The sequence below is a fragment of the Janthinobacterium longum genome, from assembly GCF_051380735.1.
GTDB lineage: Bacteria > Pseudomonadota > Gammaproteobacteria > Burkholderiales > Burkholderiaceae_D > Janthinobacterium.
Window position 1 is genome coordinate 1,529,519 of sequence record NZ_JBNYXQ010000001.1, and the last position, 17,740, is coordinate 1,547,258.

The following is a 17,740-nucleotide window of genomic DNA, read 5'->3' on the forward strand; positions in this document are numbered from 1 at the left end:
CAGAGAAAACAGTGCATTGCGCCTCACTTTGGTGATTGTCGCGACAAAATGCAAAAAGCCGCATTTGCGGCTTTGCGCGGCCTGATTTTTATTGTACCTTTCTCCACACGCACCGCCCTTTGCAGCGGTTTTCAAGCGACGCCGCCATATCTTTATCCACTGGAGAATATTCATGCTGCTCAAGACCACTACCCTTTCCCTCGCCATCGCATTTGCCTTTGCCGGCACTGCAGGCGCACAGGAAATCATCAAGATAGGCCATGTGGCGCCGGTCTCGGGTGCCAGCGCCCACCTGGGCAAGGATAATGAAAACGCCGCCAACATGGCGATCGAGGACCTGAACGCCAAAGGCTTCAAGATCAATGGCAAGGTCGTGAAATTCGTGCTGGTGCCGGAAGACGATGCAGGCGACCCGAAACAGGGGACGGCCGTGGCGCAAAAGCTGGTCGACGCCAAGGTCAACGGCGTGATCGGCCACCTGAACTCCGGCACCACGATTCCCGCTTCGCGCATTTACTTCAACGCCGGCATCCCGCAGATTTCGCCGGCCGCCACCAACCCGACCTACACCCAGCAAAAGTTCAACACGGCTTTTCGCGTGGTGGCCAATGACAATAAACTGGGCGGCACCCTGGGCGCGTATGCGGTAGGCAAGTTGGCCGCCAAGAAGATCGCCGTGATCGACGACCGCACGGCCTATGGCCAGGGCGTGGCGGAACAATTCGTCAAGGGTGCGAAAAAAGCCATGCCTGGCGTGCAGATCGTCGGCAAGGAATTTACCAATGCCAACGCAACCGACTTCAACGCCATCCTGACCAGCATCAAGTCAAAAAATCCTGACCTGGTCTTCTTCGGCGGCATGGATTCGGTGGCTGGCCCGATGCTGCGCCAGATGAAAGCGCTGGGCATCAAGGCGAAATTCATGGGCGGCGACGGCATGTGCACCGAGCCGCTGGGCAAACTGGCCGGCGACGCGATCGGCGAAAACCTGGTCACCTGCGCGGAAGCGGGCGGCGTGACGGGCGAGCAGCAGAAAGGCATGGACGATTTCCGCGCCCGCTACAAGCAGAAATACAATATGGAAGTGCAGCTGTACGCACCCTATGTGTACGACGCCGTGATGACCATGGCCACCGCCATGGCCGACGCCAAATCGTCGAAGCCGTCGGTCTACCTGCCATTCCTGGCGAAGGTCAAATACCAGGGCGTGACCGGTCCGATCACGTTTGATGCAAATGGCGACATCAAGGATGGCGCACTGACCTTGTTCACCTACCGTGACGGCAAGAAAACCAAGATGGAAGTCGTCAAATAATCAGGCAGCATAGTCTTGTAATCCTTCCACCAAGGCATCGAAGGCCGCGCGGCAGCCAAGGCTGGCGCGCAGGTCTTCATGCATGGTCACCCAGGTTTCCAGCGGCAAGGCAAAGGCGTCTGGCAGCACCCGCCGCAAGGCGGAATCTTTCGCAGCCAGCAAGGCCTGGCAGCCGCCGATGCCGGCACCGGCGCGTATCAGTGCCAGTTGCGCCAGGTCACTGTCACAGCACACGGCAAAGCGTTCGCGCGACAGCATTTGCCAGGCGCCACTCGCGCTGCGCACCATCGGCCCCGGCAAGTCATAACCGATCAGCGCATGGTTTGCCAGGTCCGCCACCTCCACCGGCTCGCCATGGCCGACCAGATAGTCGCGATGGGCAAACAGGCCCACATCGATCACCCCCACCTTGCGCATCACCAGCCGTTCCTGGCGCGGTCGTACCATGCGCACGGCAATATCGGCTTCGCGCCGCAGCAGGTCCTGCACCTGGTTGCTGAGCACCAGCTCCACCACCAGCGCCGGATGGCGTTCACGCAGGCGCGCCAGGATAGGCGGCAGCACTTCCACACCCACCACTTCGCTGGCCGAAATACGCACCACGCCGGCCACGCCCTCGCCCACATTGCCGGCCGCGCGTTCCATCAGGCTGGCCGTGTGCTCCATCGCCTGCGCATGGGGCAGCAAGGCCAGCGCGGCCTCGGTGGGCAGCAAGCCCTGCTGCGAGCGCGTAAACAGCGCCACGCCCAGTTCCCGTTCCAGTGCAGCGATATGGCGGCCGGCGGTCGGCTGCGTAATGCCGAGCGCACGCGCAGCGGCAGACAGCGAGCCGTGGCTCAGCACGGCCAACAGCGAGCGGTAATATTCCCAGGCGATATTTTTTGTCATGCATAAATGTATAGCTGATGGACGATGCTCGTCAATTCCCAACTAGCTCTTTACAGCCGATACTGGGTCCATCGACTACAGGGAGAACAATATGGAAACAGCACTGGTACTGGGCGCCACGGGCGGCATCGGCGGTGAAATGGTGCGCCAGCTGCTGGCGGCGGGCTGGCAGGTACGCGCCATGACGCGCGGCGAACTGCCATCGCCACGCAACGATGGCATTCGCTGGCTGCAGGGCGACGCCATGGTACGCAGCGACGTACTGGCGGCCAGCGCGGGCTGCTCGGTGATCGTGCACGCCGTCAACCCGCCCGGCTACCGCGACTGGGACAAGCTGGTGCTGCCGATGCTGGACAACACCATCGCCGCCGCACAGGCGCAAGGCGCGACCATCGTGCTGCCCGGCACCGTCTACAACTATGGCGCCGATGCGTTTCCCGCGCTGGCGGAAGACGCGCCGCAGCACCCGGCCACGCGCAAGGGCGCGATCCGGGTCGAACTGGAAGCGCGGCTGGAACGTGCGGCCAGTGCCGGTACGGCGCGCGTGCTGATCGTGCGCGCCGGCGACTTCTTCGGTCCGCATGCCGGCAACAGCTGGTTTGCACAGGGCCTGGTCAAGCCGGGCCAGCCGGTGCGGACAATTACCTATCCGGGCAAGCAGGGTATCGGTCACCAGTGGTCCTACCTGCCCGACGTGGCGCGTAGCATGCTTGAACTGCTGGCACTACGCGAGCGCTTGCCGCCGTTTGCCCGCTTTCACCTGGCCGGCCACTGGGATCATGACGGGCGCCAGATGACCGATACCATCTTGCGCGTGGTGGCGCAGAGCACGGGCACAAAGCCGCAGGTCAAGGCCTTCCCATGGTGGTTGATGAGCCTGGCGGCACCGTTCGTGACGACCCTGCGCGAACTGCGCGAGATGCGTTATTTGTGGCAGACACCGGTGCGCATGGACAATGCCAGCTTGCTTGAAGTGCTGGGGCATGAGCCGCATACGCCGCTGGAAGTGGCGGTCAAAGCGACGCTGGAGGGGATGGGCAACCTGCCCGCTTAAAAAAACGCGCCGGGCATGCCGGCGCGCTGTTTGCACTACTGCTGCTGCGGCACAGATTATTTCTGTGCCAGCACCCATTTCACCAGGGTGCGGGCTTCCGCTTCGCTGACCTGCGGGTTCGCTGGCATCGGGATCGCGCCCCAGGTACCGGAGCCGCCCTTCATGACTTTTGCCACCAGCTTGTTTTCCGCATCTTTTTGACCAGCATACTTGGCAGCCACGTCTTTGTACGCAGGGCCAACGAGCTTGCTGCCGATGGCATGGCAAGCCATGCAATTCTTCGCTTTTGCCAGGTCTGCATTGGCCATCGCCACTTGCGAGCTCAACGCCGATACAGCCAGTACACCTGCCAACATGATGGAACGTTTCATTATCTTTTCTCCAGAGTGACTTCCTGCCTGCATTCTACCGTGTTTCGGCAGCCTCTCCTCGAGCCCAGATCAAGCGATTTAAACAGGCTGACGTTTGAGGCAGATCCATTTTGCCCCAACTGCATGCCAATTCCCATGTTGTTTGTAAGGCGATGTAAGTCCCGCCGCGAAAGTGATACGGCAATGCGCCCCTACGCGACCAGCAGACCTGCAAAACGAATTAACGCCCCAGTCACCCGCACGGGCATCTCGGGCTCGCGTCTCCGGCCAGCCATTTAGGTTTTGCGCCTGACGCATTTAAATACGGCGGACAGCTTAAAGCCGATGCTGCACCTCTACCAGTATCAACGTTTTTTCAACTGCGACAGATCCCGCACGGCGCCGCGGTCGGCCGAAGTAGTCAGTGCCGCATACGCCTGCAGCGCCTGCGAAACATAACGGTCGCGGTTGACCGGCAACCAGGACGCATCACCCTTCGCTTCCATGGCGGCGCGGCGCGCTGCCAGTTCGGCCGGCGTGACGCGCAGGTTGATGCTGCGCTCGGGAATATCGATATCGATAAAGTCGCCCTCTTCCACCAGGCCGATGGCGCCGCCTTCGGCCGCTTCCGGCGAGGCATGGCCGATCACCAGGCCGGAAGAACCGCCCGAGAAGCGGCCATCGGTAAACAGCGCGCAAGCCTTGCCCAGGCCTTTCGATTTGATGTACGAGGTCGGGTACAGCATTTCCTGCATGCCTGGGCCGCCTTTCGGGCCTTCGTAGCGGATGATGACGACGTCGCCTTCATGCACGGTGTCTTCCAGGATCGCTGCCACGGCCGCATCCTGGCTTTCAAATACACGCGCCTTGCCCGAGAATTTCAAAATGCTTTCATCGACGCCGGCCGTCTTGACGATGCAGCCCTTCTCGGCCAGATTACCGTACAACACGGCCAGGCCGCCGTCCTGCGAATAGGCGTGCGCCTTGTCACGGATGCAGCCGGTGGCGCGGTCGGTATCGACGGCAGCGAAACGCTCGGACTGCGAAAACGCGGTCTGCGTCGGCACGCCGCCCGGCGCGGCGCGGAACAGTTCATGCACGGCAGGATCATCGGTGCACTTGATGTCGTTTTGCGCAATCGCGTCGGCCATGGTCGGCGCGTGGATGGTTGGCAAGGTGGTATTCAACAGGCCGGCGCGCGCCAGCTCACCGAGGATGCCCATGATGCCGCCGGCGCGGTGCACGTCTTCGATATGGTATTTGTCAGTCATCGGCGCCACTTTGCACAGGCACGGCACCTTGCGCGAAATGCGGTCGATATCGGCCATCGTGAATTCCACTTCCGCTTCGTGCGCAGCAGCCAGCAAGTGCAGTACGGTATTGGTCGAGCCGCCCATCGACACGTCGAGCGCCATCGCGTTTTCAAATGCAGCCTTGGTGGCGATCGAGCGCGGCAAGACCGAGTAATCGTCCTGCTCGTAGTGGCGCTTGGCCAGCTCCACGATCAGCCGGCCGGCGCGCAGGAACAGCTGCTGGCGGTCGGAGTGGGTGGCCAGGATGGTGCCGTTGCCGGGCAGAGCCAGGCCCAGCGCTTCGGTCAGGCAGTTCATCGAGTTGGCGGTAAACATGCCCGAGCACGAACCGCAGGTCGGGCAGGCCGAGCGTTCGATTTCAGCCACGTCGGCGTCACTGACGCTGCTGTCGCCGGCCTTGATCATGGCGTCGACCAGGTCGAGCTTGATGATTTTCTGTGCGCCATTGACCACCTTGATGACCTTGCCCGCTTCCATCGGCCCGCCGGAAATGAACACCACCGGGATATTGATGCGCATGGCGGCCATCAGCATGCCCGGCGTGATCTTGTCGCAGTTCGAGATGCAGACCATGGCGTCGGCGCAGTGGGCATTGACCATGTATTCGACCGAGTCGGCGATCAGGTCGCGCGAAGGCAGCGAATACAGCATGCCGCCGTGGCCCATGGCGATGCCGTCATCGACGGCGATGGTATTGAATTCCTTGGCCACGCCGCCAGCCGCCTCGATTTCGCGCGCCACCATCTGGCCCAGGTCCTTCAGGTGCACGTGGCCGGGCACGAACTGGGTAAACGAATTGACCACGGCGACGATCGGCTTGTCGAAGTCGCCGTCCTTCATGCCGGTGGCGCGCCACAGGGCGCGGGCGCCGGCCATATTGCGGCCGTGGGTGGTGGTGCGTGAACGGTATTGCGGCATGATGGTCTTTCGAAAGAGTTGCCTGGCTGCCGGGCTTGCATGGTGAAGACCCTGTGCGCCCGTGGGGGTACGCCAGATTGCCTTGCGCACGGCCCCGTGTCAAATATATGATGCACGCAGCTGTGAGTCGCAATAGATATCACAGCATTTATTCAACATGGAAAAACATATCAATCATGCCGCTTGAACTGCGCCAGCTGCGCTATTTCGTGACCGTTGCAGAGGAACTGCACTTCGGCCGCGCCGCGCTGCGCCTGCACATGACACAGCCGCCGCTGTCGCAAACCATCATGGCCCTGGAAGAGCTGCTGGGCGCGCCGCTGTTTATCCGTACCCGCAGGGAAGTGAGCCTGACGCCGGCCGGCACGGCCCTGCTGCCCGAAGCGCGCCGCCTGCTGGCCCAGGCGCAGGATCTGCCGGCGCTGGTGCGGCGCGCAGCGCAAGGCGAGGCGGGACGCCTGTCGCTGGCGTTCGTCTCGTCGGCCGACTACAGCGTGCTGCCGCCACTGCTGCGCGCTTATCAAACCAGCTATCCGCAGGTGCAGATACAGCTGCAGGAAGCCACCTCGGACTTGCAGCTGGAAGAGTTGCTGGCCAGCCGCATCGACGCCGGCCTCTTGATCCCGCCGCTGCCCGACAAGGCAAGACTGGCGCTCGATTATTTGCCCGTGCTGGCCGAGCCCCTGGTGCTGGCGGCGCCAGCCGGCCTGCCCATCCTGAACACGCCGGGCCCGCTGCGGCTGGTCGACGTGCCAGCGCTGCCGTTGATCATTTTTCCTCGTGCGATTTCGCCGGCGCTGCACGATGCCATCCTCGGCGTGTTCCGCGCGGCCGGCATCGCGCCCCTGATCGGCCAGCAGGCGATCCAGATGCAAACCATCGTCAGCCTCGTCTCGGCTGGCATGGGCATCGCGCTTGTGCCACAATCGGTGTCGAATCTGATGCGCCCCGGCGTAGAATACAGGCCGCTGCAAGACCCTACCCCGTTGGTGGAGACGGGGCTTGCCTGGCGCCGCGACAATACTTCGCCCGTGCTGCAGGGTTTTCTGGCCCTGCTGCGCGGCACCCTGCCCGATTTTTAGAAAGAATACCGATGCTGATACACCCGATGCCCAACCCGATCGCCATCCAGATCGGCCCGCTGGCCGTACACTGGTATGGCCTGATGTATGTGCTGGCTTTTGCCCTGTTCATCGCGCTGGGCCGCGTACGCATCAAGCAGCCCCATATTGCCGCGCTGGGCTGGAAAAAGGAGGACCTCGACGACATGCTGTTCTATGGCATGCTGGGCGTGGTGATCGGCGGGCGCCTCGGTGAAGTGCTGTTCTACCGTCCCGAATATTTCTTCCACAATCCGCTGGAGATCTTTATGGTCTGGCATGGCGGCATGTCCTTCCACGGGGGATTTCTGGGCGTGATACTGGCGATGTATCTGTGGGGCCGCAAGGCGGGCCGCAACCTGTTCGACGTGCTCGACTTTATCGCGCCGCTGGTGCCGCTCGGCTATGCGGCAGGCCGCATGGGCAACTTCATCAATGCCGAGCTGCCGGGCCGCATCGCGCCCGAGACCCTGCCGTGGGCCATGCAGTGGCCAGGCATCCCCTACCCCGTGCACCCGTCGCCGATCTACCAGATGCTGGTCGACGGTATTCTGGTGTTTATCATCCTGTGGCTGTTTGCGCGCAAGCCGCATCCACGGGTGGCGGTCGGCGCCATGTTTACCCTGCTGTACGGCTGCGCCCGCTTCTTTACCGAATACTTCCGCACGCCGGACTGGGAAGTCGTGTGGTTCGGCGTGCCGATCACGTCGGGACAAATGCTGTCACTGCCGATGATCATCGGCGCCATTGCCCTCTTGGTCTGGTCTTACAAAAGCCGCATCATGGCCACGCCACCGACCAAGGCACGCGCCGCCGGCGCCTGATTATCGGCCGTCATCCGTCGCCGGCTGGCCAATTGCAATTATGTTTTCCAATTTCCATTAAATAGAAATTTCTTTCTATTCAGGGCATTCGATTCTATAATTCTTTCAACCTGAGCTGCCGGCATGTGCTGCGCAGCCAGGAAAGAATGGAACGGTCCATTGCAGTCCTGAACAGAGAGCGCAAGAGATGGCACAAGCAGCCCCGATTGACCAGTTGATGCAACAAATCGCCGATGAATACGAGAGCCTGTCGCGCCAGTTGAAACTGATCGCCAGGCATATCGAACAAAATCGCGCCAGCCTGATGCTCGAACGCATCAGCGACATCGCCGCCGCCTGCGACGTGCAGCCATCCGCCATCGTGCGCTTCGCCCAGCGCTTCGGCTTTTCCGGCTTCAGCGAAATGCAGGACGTGTTCCGCCAGGCCTATACCGACCAGGCCCGCGCAGCACCGAACTACCGCCAGCGCATCCGCAAACTGATTTCCACACGCGACAGCAAGGTGCGCACGGGCGACCTGACACGCGAATTCATCGGCGCGAGCCGCAGCGGCCTTGATGAACTGTCGGCGGGCCTCGATGACGAGCAGCTCGAAGCGGCCATCACCTTGCTGCAACATGCCGACAATATTTACGTGGTGGGCGTGCGGCGCGCATTTCCGGTGGCCTCGTATATCGCCTACGCACTGCAGCACACCAGCAAGCGCGTGCATCTTGTGACGGGCCTCGGTGGTGGCCACCGCGACCAGATGCGCAGCGTGCGTGAAGGTGACGTGGCGATCGCCATCAGTTTTGCACCCTATGGCAAGGAGACGCTGGAGTGCGCGCGCATGGCGCACGAGAATGGCGCAAAAACGCTGGTCATTACCGACAGCAAACTGGCGCCGCTGGCGCGCAGCGCCGACGCCCTGTTGACGGTAACCGAAGGCAGCGCATTTGCCTTCCGCTCTCTGACCGGCACCATCTGCCTGTGCCAGGCGCTGTTCATCGCGCTGGCCTATCGGATGGAAATCGATATCGAAGAAGTCGGCACGCAGGCGCGCGATTAATCCCTCAAGCGCGCCTGGATGGCTTTCCACTGCGCCGGGGTGACGGGCGTGATCGACAGCCGGCTGCCCTTTTTGAGCAGCAGCATGTCTTCCAGCCCCGGCATCTGGCGCATTTCTGACAACGGCAGCAGCGCCGTCTTTTTCAGGCCCCGCACATCGACACTGACCCAGCGCGGCTGTTCCAGCGTGGCTTTCGGGTCGAAATAATGGCTGTTTTTGTCAAACTGGCTATGGTCCGGGTATGCCGTGCTGGCCACTTCGGCCACACCCACCACGCCCGGCTGCGGGCAGCTGGAATGATAGAACAGTACGCCGTCGCCCTCACGCATGCCATCACGCATGAAGTTGCGTGCCTGGTAGTTGCGCACGCCGAACCAGGGCATGGCGTGCCCGGGCGCCGCCATCAGGTCATCGATGCTCACTTCGGTGGGTTCGGATTTCATCAACCAGTATTGCTTCATGTCTTCCCCTGGAAACTGCGGACGTAAAAAAACGGCTGCGCATCGTCATGCTGCAACCGTTCTCTATCAATCAGGCCCCGCCTGTGCCGCTATGCCGGCATCCCGAACCAAACGGTTCAAGGTGGTCACGTTAGTTCAATTTCGGGTTCGTCGAACGAGCGACGCTCACTCCCATCAAACAAAATTCGCAACCGATGCGCATAAATGGTTCAAGGAATATATGGCAATCGCGAACACCGCAGGGTAGGGAGAAGTTTACTCCTTAGTGCGCGCATCGCAAAGGGAATTCGTACAGAACATGCGGCCCCGGCACTTAAGCGCCGCTTAAAACAAATTTTCCTGGGGCGTCAGGGCGCTATCGAGCACCATGTGCATGGCCGAAATTTTTTGCTTTACTTCCAGAATGGTCAGCTCCGACAGCGGCCCTTGAGGCGACTTGACGGACAAGAATTCGGCTGCCACGCCCAGCGCCGCCAGCACGGCGATGCGGTCATTGCCCTTGACCTTGCCCGCATCGCGGATGGCTTTCATCTTGCTATCAAGATAGATGGCCGCTTCGCGCAGCGCGCGCTCTTCGCCATCGCGGCAGACCATGCTGTACGACTGGCCCATGATATTGACATCGACACGCGACATTACGCTTCCTTCCCGTTTTCAGCCGCATGGGCCATGGCTTCGGAGGCGGCCTGCTCCAGGCCCGCCTGCACCAGTTCCGGAATTTTTTCCAGCAGCGCCTCGACCCGCTCCTGCGCCTCGCGCATGCGCTGCACATACTGCGCGTTCTCCGCAGCAAGGGCAGCATTGTCCTTGCGCAGTTGCGCGTTTTCACGACGCAGCGCATGAGTCATTTCGGCCAGCAGGCCAATTTTGTCGGATAATTCGTTGAATTCGGAAATCATGCCGCCACTATAGGGCGCAGCTTGCACAGGCGTCAATCGAATCGCGTTACTGACACACATAATTACATCAATGACGTCCAGTTACCGGAAAATAGGTGCTTTTCATCATCATCGCCGATCTAGCGGTCTTCCTCGTAGCCCGGTTCGATGTCCAGCGCGCCATAGCGGTTTTCGCACGAGCGGCGACGCAGTTCCTGTTTGCCATTTTTGCCATCAAATACCATCGTCAGGTCGCGGCAGGTGGTAAAACTGCCGGGCCTGGTGCCCGTGTCGGATGTCGTCAGGCTCACGCGCAAGGGTGCGGCGTTGCCCATGCCCTTGTTGCTCCACTGACGCGTCTTGCCATCTTGCTCGTCCTTCAGGGTGCGCACGGCCGCTTTCAGCAGGTCTTTCTTTTCCTGCGCGTTCAGGCTGGCCACCGTGACGTCTGACAGGAAGGGCGGATACGTGACGGGCGGCGCATCCTTGCCCTGAATATCCCAGCGCCCGCTGTTTTGCGAGCAGGTACGCCGGCTCAGATCCTGCGTCTTGCCGCCGGCCGTGACGACAAATTTCAGGTCGCGGCATACATGCGCCTTCAGACTGTGCTCCGTCATGGAGGAATTGCTGAAGCTGTAGACGGCTTGCAGGGTGGCCGCCTTCGCGCCTGCGTTGCTCCATACATGCGCTTCCTGGTCATCGTCGTCCTTGTTCAGGTCCCTGGACAAGGCATTGAGCAGCGCCTCCTTATCCTGCGGAGACAGGCTTGCCACCGTCAGTTCGTCAAGAAAAGTTTGCGCGCCGGCACTGGCGGAAAAGACCAGACTGGCGGCGGCGAAGGACAGACAAACGGCATGGCGGGAAAACAAGGTTGGCATAATCATCACTACTTGGTAAGTAATACTGATTATCTTAGCAAATTTAATCGTCATGCAATGTTTCCTGTGCGTACAGGAAAAGCACTGTCGTCAACGCCATGCTAGAGTCGCATCCGCCGCTGACGCCCGGGAAGGTGGTTTGCGCCAGCGCAAACCCAAGCCCGAATGCCACTTGCACGTATCGTGTATATATATGTTCCCCTTGAATAAGCCCCCTGCCGTCCCTATAATTAGCACTCGTTAGTAGAGAGTGCTAACAAACTCTTTCGTAGCAATCCTCATGACAGACCGATGCTTGCCAGTTGTTCGGCAAGGAGTACGCGCGGTGGGCGACGCCGCAGCGTACTTCCGCCAGAAGCGGGCAGGCACGGGACGATCGAGGTTTGCTTGATTCGTTGCACGCCGTAGTTGATATGTCGATACGGCGGTCGGTCGACAGCGGGCCTGGCACGATGCCGGGCTGGCCAGGATCGAGCAACACTTATCCATTGAACTTTAAGGAGTTTTGTATGAATCTGCGCCCATTGAACGATCGTGTCATCGTCAAACGCCTCGACCAGGAAACCAAGACTGCGTCCGGCCTCATCATTCCTGATGCAGCTGCTGAAAAACCGGACCAAGGCGAAGTCCTTGCCGTAGGCAATGGCAAGATTCTCGACGACGGCAAAGTCCGTCCTCTGGATGTCAAAGTAGGCGACCGCGTACTGTTCGGCAAATACGCCGGCCAGACCGTCAAGGTCGATGGCCAGGAACTGATGGTCATGCGCGAAGAAGACATCATGGCGATCGTCGTTCAGTAATTCGTTTCCACGTTTTAAATAGATCTATTCCGAAATCTCTGGAGAATTGAACATGGCAGCTAAAGAAGTAGTATTCGGCGACGCAGCGCGCGCCAAGATGGTCGAAGGCGTAAACATTCTCGCCAACGCAGTCAAAGTGACCCTGGGCCCGAAAGGCCGCAACGTGGTCCTGGAGCGCTCGTTCGGCGCCCCTACCGTCACCAAGGACGGCGTATCGGTTGCAAAAGAAGTCGAACTCAAAGACAAGCTCATGAACATGGGCGCGCAAATGGTCAAGGAAGTTGCTTCCCGCACCAGCGACAACGCCGGTGACGGCACCACCACCGCTACCGTGCTGGCACAAGCCATCGTGCGCGAAGGCATGAAGTTCGTTGCCGCCGGCATGAACCCGATGGACCTGAAGCGCGGCATCGACAAGGCTGTCGCTGCTACCGTGGAAGAACTGGCGAAAATCGCCCGTCCTTGCACCACCACCAAGGAAATCGCCCAGGTTGGCGCGATCTCGGCCAACTCCGACTACTCGATCGGCGAGCGTATCGCTGAAGCGATGGAAAAAGTCGGCAAGGAAGGCGTGATCACCGTGGAAGACGGCAAGTCGCTGAACGACGAGCTGGATATCGTGGAAGGCATGCAGTTCGACCGCGGCTACCTGTCGCCGTACTTCGTCAATAATCAAGAAAAGCAAGTTGCCATCCTGGACAATCCATTCGTCCTGCTGTGCGACAAGAAAATCTCGAACATCCGTGACCTGCTGCCGGTACTGGAACAAGTCGCCAAAGCTGGCCGTCCACTGCTGATCATCGCGGAAGACATCGAAGGCGAAGCACTGGCTACCCTGGTTGTAAACAACATCCGCGGCATCCTGAAAACTTGCGCAGTGAAAGCACCTGGCTTCGGCGACCGCCGCAAAGCCATGCTGGAAGACATCGCTGTCCTGACCGGCGGCCAGGTCATCGCAGAAGAAGTCGGCCTGACCCTGGAAAAAGTCACGCTCGAAGAGCTGGGCCAAGCCAAGCGCATCGAAGTGGGCAAGGAAAACACCATCGTCATCGACGGCGCCGGCGAAGCTGCCTCGATCGAAGCACGCGTGAAACAAGTGCGTGTACAGATCGAAGAAGCGACCTCGGACTACGACCGTGAAAAACTGCAAGAGCGCGTGGCCAAACTGGCTGGCGGCGTTGCCGTGATCAAGGTTGGCGCAGCCACCGAAGTCGAAATGAAAGAGAAAAAAGCCCGCGTTGAAGATGCACTGCACGCGACCCGCGCTGCCGTCGAAGAAGGTATCGTGCCAGGCGGCGGCGTAGCCCTGCTGCGCGCACGCGCCAACATCACGGTCAAGGGCGACAATCCTGACCAGGACGCAGGTATCAAGATCGTGCTGCGCGCGATGGAAGAGCCACTGCGCATGATCGTGCAAAACGCCGGCGAAGAAGCTTCGGTAGTCGTGGCAGCCGTATTGGCTGGCACCGGCAACTACGGCTACAACGCTGCCAACGGCACCTATGGCGACATGGTCGAAATGGGCGTGCTGGACCCAGCCAAAGTGACCCGTTCGGCGCTGCAAAACGCCGCTTCGATCGCTTCCCTGATGCTGACAACTGACTGCATGGTCTGCGAAATCGCTGACGACAAAGCAGGCGGCGGCATGGGCGGCGGCATGGGTGGTATGGGCGGCATGGGTGGCATGGACGGCATGATGTAATGTCCTGCGGCCCGGCGCGCAGGCGACGGCGTCGCCGGGCCGCACCGCCGTAGCATGAGGAGCGGGCCAAAAGCTGCTCTTTTATCTGCGGCAACCCGAGAGCCATCTTCCACGGAAGGTGGCTTTTTTTCGCCCCGACAAAATGCACCCGGCTTGCTCATGGCCGCGCTGCCAGCACCGCACTGACGATTTCCCATTCGGACATCCAGGCCCCGGTATGCCCGCAGCGCAGCTTGAGCAGGCGCTGCATGCGAGCCTGGAGTGCAATCAACGGATAGCCGATGACCGGTTCATGATGCGCGATGCGGTTGCGCAAGCCGCGCAACGCCTCCAGGTCATCGTGGATCACCTGCCGGCCGGCCGCGACAGTCAGCGGTAACGGAAGATGTGGAAATACGGCATGCATGTGCGCATTCCAGAGGTGCTGATCCTGGCCAGCCGTAAACATCTTGCACCAGAAGGCGAATTTCAACCCGGCAATGACCTTGCCGGTCGAACCAACCGGAATGCCTTGCCGAGCCGACTGCAGTTCACCCTTGGCCCATGTGGTCAGTGAACGCTCGAACCCCATATGCCAAGGCCAGTTGGCGCCATACTTCAGTTCGAGTGCATGGGCTGCCGCGTTACGGATCACGACTTCACAAATATGCAGCGCCGAAAAAAATGCACCCGATACCAAGGCGTTCCAGACATAAATATCGAGCGCCGTCGCGCCGCGCCCGAAGCCCACAGCATTGACATAGGTACCCATCCTTGTCGGCGAAATTGCAGCCGTGACGGCCGCAATTTGTTGCGCTGACAGTGCCATATGGCGTCCATTTCAAGAAAGATGCGCGTTTTTCAAAAGGGTATATAATGAAGATGTGTGTTTCGGGACTTGTTGGCGCAAGCCTCCCCCCGGAAACAAGAGAGTTAGAATGGCCCACTTCGGTGGGCCATTCGCGTTTATGGACGCATGAGGTCATGCTTTTCATGCTGTCATTTTCTCAGCCTACTCCATATACTCGTTCCGCTCTTGGGGATACGCAAGAAGCCGCTGGCGCGATTGCCCGCGCCCTCGTTTTGCTTTAGCATGACCGCCATCATCCACCTACTGCACCCCACCCATGCCGCCACGCGCCTCGTCTTCCAAAACCGCCATTACCGCCGGCATCCTGGCCGGCCTGCTGGCAGCCGCCCTGGGCGCTTACTATGTGTACCAGCCGCCTTCGAGCGGCCCGGCGACACAGGACGCGCCCGGTGCGCAGCTTGATGACAAGGCCGTCAATGCGCTGCTGGCGCTGCCGGAAATCCGCGCCTGGTCGGCGCATATCGAAAAAGCCTCGGGTGGGCGCTCGCATGGCGCCGTGATGGAAACGGCGCCCGAACAGCGCCTGGTCGACGGCCAGGCCTATTTTCAACTGAGCTTTTTTGAAAACGCGCCCGACGCGGCGCACCGCTGGGAGAGTTTCCTGGTCACGCCCGACGGCAAGCGCATCCTGGTCGAAGACACGGCAGAAGGAGAGTTGCTGAGCCTGGAGCGCTGGCGCAAGGAGAGCGCGCCCATGAAACGCGTCACCAACTAGGCAAGCGCTATCAAGCCAGATGGACAAGATGGCTGACTGATTACTTCGTTTGCCCGGATCATCCTGTCTTCAGGTTTTTTGTTTTACTAGCGTGCCAAGGCCAACAATGCGGCGGCCAGTACCGGGTCGTCGCCTGTGCGCACGCTTTGCAGAGTCGGTCGCGCTTCGATTTGCGGGATGACGCCTTTGCCCACGAACTCACGGCCGTCCTGGTAGGTGTCACGCTTGACGCAAATGCGCGCCATGCCGCCACCGGGCAGATCAAAGGTCAGTGGCTGGCCAGTGCTGCCACCAGATGCCTCTCCAACAATTAGCCCACGCTGGAGCTGGTCAAAGGCGACCAGGAAATCCTCGGCCGCAGAAAAGCTGCGCGGTCCGGACAGAACGGCGACGGGATTGGTAAAAACTTGTGCGTTGCGGGCACGCTCATCAACATAACCATCAAGACGCAACCAACTCACTGAATTGCCATGCTGTGCACGGATAACAGGATCACCCAGCCGAACATAACTGCGCGAGCCAATGATGGGCTTGTTGGTCAAGTGGCGCAATATCTGGTAACCGAATTCAGTTGACCCGCCACCGTTATTTCTCACGTCAATAATCAATGCCGCTGCTTTCTGTATAGCAGGCCATGCTTTTTCAAATGCCTGAACACCTGCATCACTTTCAAAATGGTCCAGCGCAATATATGCAATATTGCCTTTTAGCAACTTGAATTCAAACTCTGGCTGCTTGACAACATCAGAGTAGCTGCTGCGCCGCACGCTCACATTGCGCTGACTGCCGTCGGAGCCTGCCAGTGAAAGATGGACAGGCTTGACTGCATCACCAGCGAGGAGCTGATAAGTATAGATGCGCACAATTTTGTCCTGCGGGGTTGAACTGCTCACAAACGGGGCAACGTTTTGCTGCGCGTAGGCCTTGGTCGGCTTGCCATCGATTGCGATGATCTCGTCACCAATCTTGATAATCTTTTCCAGCGATGGGCTGCTGACCTGCACTACAACTACCTTGTCTTCGATCAGGGCAGTCCGAATCGGCGGCCGGGAATAGTATTTGCTGGTCAACTTATCCGGAGGGTAGATATTCGTGTGCCCATCCTGAAGCAAGGGAGCCAGTTGCATCAGGACATCATAATATTCTCGCGTGTTCCTGGCCGCCATCACCTTGGGCAAGTAGTCAAGGTAAACTTTATTCCAGTCCAGGTTCGATACATGGTCGAAATACACGAAATTCTGGCGCGCTTCGTGCCAGAACAGTGACAGACCGGCGATACGCTCTTCGACACTCAATTTTTCCCTGTATCCGGCAGCACGGGCAGGCGTATCGAAAATCGTTGTCCCGAGCCGGGCACGGGAGTTAATTGCGGCAAAACGAGGTTCGTTACGCAAGCTTTTGAAGGCTGGCGCTTTGTCAAATTCGATCGGAAGCCAGATCGAACGCTGGCTTTGTTCCAGCGCCTCCAGGGCTTTGTCCTTCATGCCGAGACGAAGGTACACCTCGGCCAGCGGTATCAGATTATTGAGACGTTCGGCTCGCAGGTAGGTGGAGCCGTTGGCAAGGTCGCGCATGGCAGGCTGGTCCAGTTCAACGATGAGGTCTTCAAAGCGCGCTGCAGCTTCGCGCAGTTGATCTGGCGTTGATGTTTCATTGATGCTGTCTTGCACAGCATTACGCTTGCCTTGCATGTATGTACGTTGATCATTCACGCGCTCCAGGGGCTTGCCCGGCGCGGCCACGGCAGTTGAAGAGATGAACATCAATACACAGAGAAACAGAGGATGGGGTCGCATGCCAGTTCCATTTTTGAGAAGATCAGAGTCTATCTGCAAAAAACCAGCAAAAATACGTGCTTTATCACCATGATTCCATCGGTTGGCAATAAGGCCGCAAGCACACTGTCATGCGTTTTTCATCGTTACGTTTTTAGCCTTTAAATGCTTCAGACAGCTTAACTGAACGGCATTAGACCCCAGCACAAGGTTTACTTTCCGGCCACATGGTCCGATACTCTGCCCATGCCCGCCCCTGACTTACGCCCCCTCCTCCCCAGCGACGCGCCCGCCTACCGCGCGCTGCGCCTGGCCGGCATCGCCGAACTGCCATCCGCCTTTTGCACCACGCATGCGCTGGAAAGCAGCGTGCCGATGGAACAGATGCGCCAGCGCCTGCAGCCAACCTCCAACCAAATAATATTTGGCATTTTTAATGATGCGCAGCTGATCGCCATGGCGGGGTTGCACCGCGAAGCGATCGCCGTGGTACATGACAAAGCCAGCCTTTGGGGGGTGCATGTAGCGCCGCAAGCACGCGGCGAGGGACTGGGCCGGCAACTGGTACAGGCCGCCATCAAACATGCTTGCGCCATCCCGGAGCTGGCCACCGTGCGGCTGGCCGTGGCACAGGACAACCAGGCGGCGTTGACGCTCTATCTGAGTTGCGGTTTCGTGCTCGACGCTGCGGCACCGCAAGACGGCATGCTGCACCTGCGATTGCAGCTGCCGCGCCCTGCCGTACCTGCCTCGAAAGTGCCACAAAGTAGTATCTTTCTGAAAATCAAACCTTTACCAATCCCTGTCAAATAGCTTGCAAGCCGTTTTTTCTGTTGCCAGCAAACGCGGCAGGCCTTAGCATCGCGGCTTA

Annotated in this window: 18 protein-coding genes and 1 other RNA gene; 9 read left to right on the top strand and 10 right to left on the bottom strand. The window is 59.7% G+C overall.

What is annotated here, in order from left to right; translation table 11 throughout:
• Window positions 1–172 precede the first annotated feature (172 nt).
• A complete protein-coding gene (locus ACQ4WM_RS06930) occupies window positions 173–1,315 on the top strand; it encodes a branched-chain amino acid ABC transporter substrate-binding protein (RefSeq protein ID WP_436545931.1) in 1,143 nt (380 codons plus the stop codon).
• On the opposite strand, the gene ACQ4WM_RS06935 is transcribed toward ACQ4WM_RS06930, so the two are convergent.
• Complete coding sequence (locus ACQ4WM_RS06935) at window positions 1,316–2,203, bottom strand: LysR family transcriptional regulator (RefSeq protein ID WP_436545932.1); 888 nt, start codon at window positions 2,201–2,203, stop codon at window positions 1,316–1,318.
• 91 nt (window positions 2,204–2,294) lie between these two features.
• Between ACQ4WM_RS06935 and ACQ4WM_RS06940 the strand changes: the two genes are divergently transcribed.
• Complete coding sequence (locus tag ACQ4WM_RS06940) at window positions 2,295–3,257, top strand: NAD-dependent epimerase/dehydratase family protein (protein ID WP_436545933.1); 963 nt, start codon at window positions 2,295–2,297, stop codon at window positions 3,255–3,257.
• Window positions 3,258–3,313: 56 nt separating this feature from the next.
• Here ACQ4WM_RS06940 and ACQ4WM_RS06945 read toward each other — a convergent pair whose 3' ends face one another.
• Together ACQ4WM_RS06945 and ilvD are read right to left on the bottom strand one after the other, a co-directional pair.
• Window positions 3,314–3,628, bottom strand: a complete 315-nt coding sequence (locus tag ACQ4WM_RS06945) for a c-type cytochrome (RefSeq protein ID WP_436545934.1) — start codon at window positions 3,626–3,628, stop codon at window positions 3,314–3,316.
• 344 nt (window positions 3,629–3,972) lie between these two features.
• Window positions 3,973–5,838, bottom strand: coding sequence for a dihydroxy-acid dehydratase (ilvD, locus tag ACQ4WM_RS06950; RefSeq protein WP_436545935.1), 1,866 nt, complete (start codon window positions 5,836–5,838; stop codon window positions 3,973–3,975).
• 176 nt (window positions 5,839–6,014) lie between these two features.
• Between ilvD and ACQ4WM_RS06955 the strand changes: the two genes are divergently transcribed.
• The 3 genes from ACQ4WM_RS06955 to ACQ4WM_RS06965 all read left to right on the top strand — a co-directional run bounded on the left by ACQ4WM_RS06955 (window position 6,015) and on the right by ACQ4WM_RS06965 (window position 8,810).
• The gene (locus ACQ4WM_RS06955; RefSeq protein ID WP_436545936.1) at window positions 6,015–6,920 is read left to right on the top strand and encodes a LysR family transcriptional regulator; all 906 of its coding nucleotides are present in this window, start codon (window positions 6,015–6,017) and stop codon (window positions 6,918–6,920) included.
• A gap of 11 nt (window positions 6,921–6,931) precedes the next feature.
• Complete coding sequence (lgt, locus tag ACQ4WM_RS06960; protein WP_436545937.1) at window positions 6,932–7,762, top strand: prolipoprotein diacylglyceryl transferase; 831 nt, start codon at window positions 6,932–6,934, stop codon at window positions 7,760–7,762.
• A gap of 187 nt (window positions 7,763–7,949) precedes the next feature.
• Window positions 7,950–8,810: a MurR/RpiR family transcriptional regulator gene (locus tag ACQ4WM_RS06965; protein WP_436545938.1), complete on the top strand. Its 861-nt coding sequence runs from the start codon at window positions 7,950–7,952 to the stop codon at window positions 8,808–8,810.
• Here the strand turns inward: ACQ4WM_RS06965 and ACQ4WM_RS06970 are convergent.
• From ACQ4WM_RS06970 to ACQ4WM_RS06990, 5 genes are all read right to left on the bottom strand, one after another.
• Entirely contained in the window at window positions 8,807–9,253 is a 447-nt protein-coding gene (locus ACQ4WM_RS06970; RefSeq protein ID WP_436545939.1) for an EVE domain-containing protein, read from the bottom strand. The genes ACQ4WM_RS06965 and ACQ4WM_RS06970 overlap by 4 nt on opposite strands.
• Before the next feature lie 88 nt (window positions 9,254–9,341).
• A non-coding RNA gene (ssrS, locus tag ACQ4WM_RS06975) (6S RNA) lies at window positions 9,342–9,519 on the bottom strand.
• A 76-nt stretch (window positions 9,520–9,595) separates the two neighbouring features.
• Window positions 9,596–9,907, bottom strand: a complete 312-nt coding sequence (locus ACQ4WM_RS06980) for a cell division protein ZapA (protein ID WP_436545940.1) — start codon at window positions 9,905–9,907, stop codon at window positions 9,596–9,598.
• Window positions 9,907–10,170 (bottom strand): cell division protein ZapB, encoded by a 264-nt coding sequence (locus tag ACQ4WM_RS06985; RefSeq protein ID WP_065307521.1) that lies wholly within the window; start codon window positions 10,168–10,170, stop codon window positions 9,907–9,909. Before ACQ4WM_RS06985 ends, ACQ4WM_RS06980 begins: the two co-directional genes overlap by 1 nt.
• Before the next feature lie 119 nt (window positions 10,171–10,289).
• Window positions 10,290–11,027: a hypothetical protein gene (locus ACQ4WM_RS06990; RefSeq protein ID WP_436545941.1), complete on the bottom strand. Its 738-nt coding sequence runs from the start codon at window positions 11,025–11,027 to the stop codon at window positions 10,290–10,292.
• A 509-nt stretch (window positions 11,028–11,536) separates the two neighbouring features.
• Here ACQ4WM_RS06990 and groES point away from each other — a divergent pair.
• Together groES and groL are read left to right on the top strand one after the other, a co-directional pair.
• A complete protein-coding gene (gene groES, locus ACQ4WM_RS06995; RefSeq protein WP_065307519.1) occupies window positions 11,537–11,827 on the top strand; it encodes a co-chaperone GroES in 291 nt (96 codons plus the stop codon).
• 52 nt (window positions 11,828–11,879) lie between these two features.
• Complete coding sequence (gene groL / locus ACQ4WM_RS07000) at window positions 11,880–13,529, top strand: chaperonin GroEL (RefSeq protein ID WP_436545942.1); 1,650 nt, start codon at window positions 11,880–11,882, stop codon at window positions 13,527–13,529.
• Between the two features lie 157 nt (window positions 13,530–13,686).
• Here the strand turns inward: groL and ACQ4WM_RS07005 are convergent, their stop codons facing one another.
• Window positions 13,687–14,337 carry a hypothetical protein gene (locus tag ACQ4WM_RS07005; protein WP_436545943.1) on the bottom strand — a complete coding sequence of 217 codons (651 nt, stop codon included), beginning with the start codon at window positions 14,335–14,337 and terminating at the stop codon, window positions 13,687–13,689.
• 298 nt (window positions 14,338–14,635) lie between these two features.
• On the opposite strand from ACQ4WM_RS07005, the gene ACQ4WM_RS07010 reads away from it, so the two are divergent.
• Window positions 14,636–15,094: a hypothetical protein gene (locus tag ACQ4WM_RS07010; protein ID WP_436545944.1), complete on the top strand. Its 459-nt coding sequence runs from the start codon at window positions 14,636–14,638 to the stop codon at window positions 15,092–15,094.
• Between the two features lie 86 nt (window positions 15,095–15,180).
• Here ACQ4WM_RS07010 and ACQ4WM_RS07015 read toward each other — a convergent pair whose 3' ends face one another.
• Complete coding sequence (locus ACQ4WM_RS07015) at window positions 15,181–16,890, bottom strand: S41 family peptidase (protein WP_436545945.1); 1,710 nt, start codon at window positions 16,888–16,890, stop codon at window positions 15,181–15,183.
• A gap of 225 nt (window positions 16,891–17,115) precedes the next feature.
• On the opposite strand from ACQ4WM_RS07015, the gene ACQ4WM_RS07020 reads away from it, so the two are divergent.
• The gene (locus ACQ4WM_RS07020) at window positions 17,116–17,682 is read left to right on the top strand and encodes a GNAT family N-acetyltransferase (RefSeq protein ID WP_436545946.1); all 567 of its coding nucleotides are present in this window, start codon (window positions 17,116–17,118) and stop codon (window positions 17,680–17,682) included.
• The last annotated feature ends 58 nt before the right edge of the window (window positions 17,683–17,740 follow it).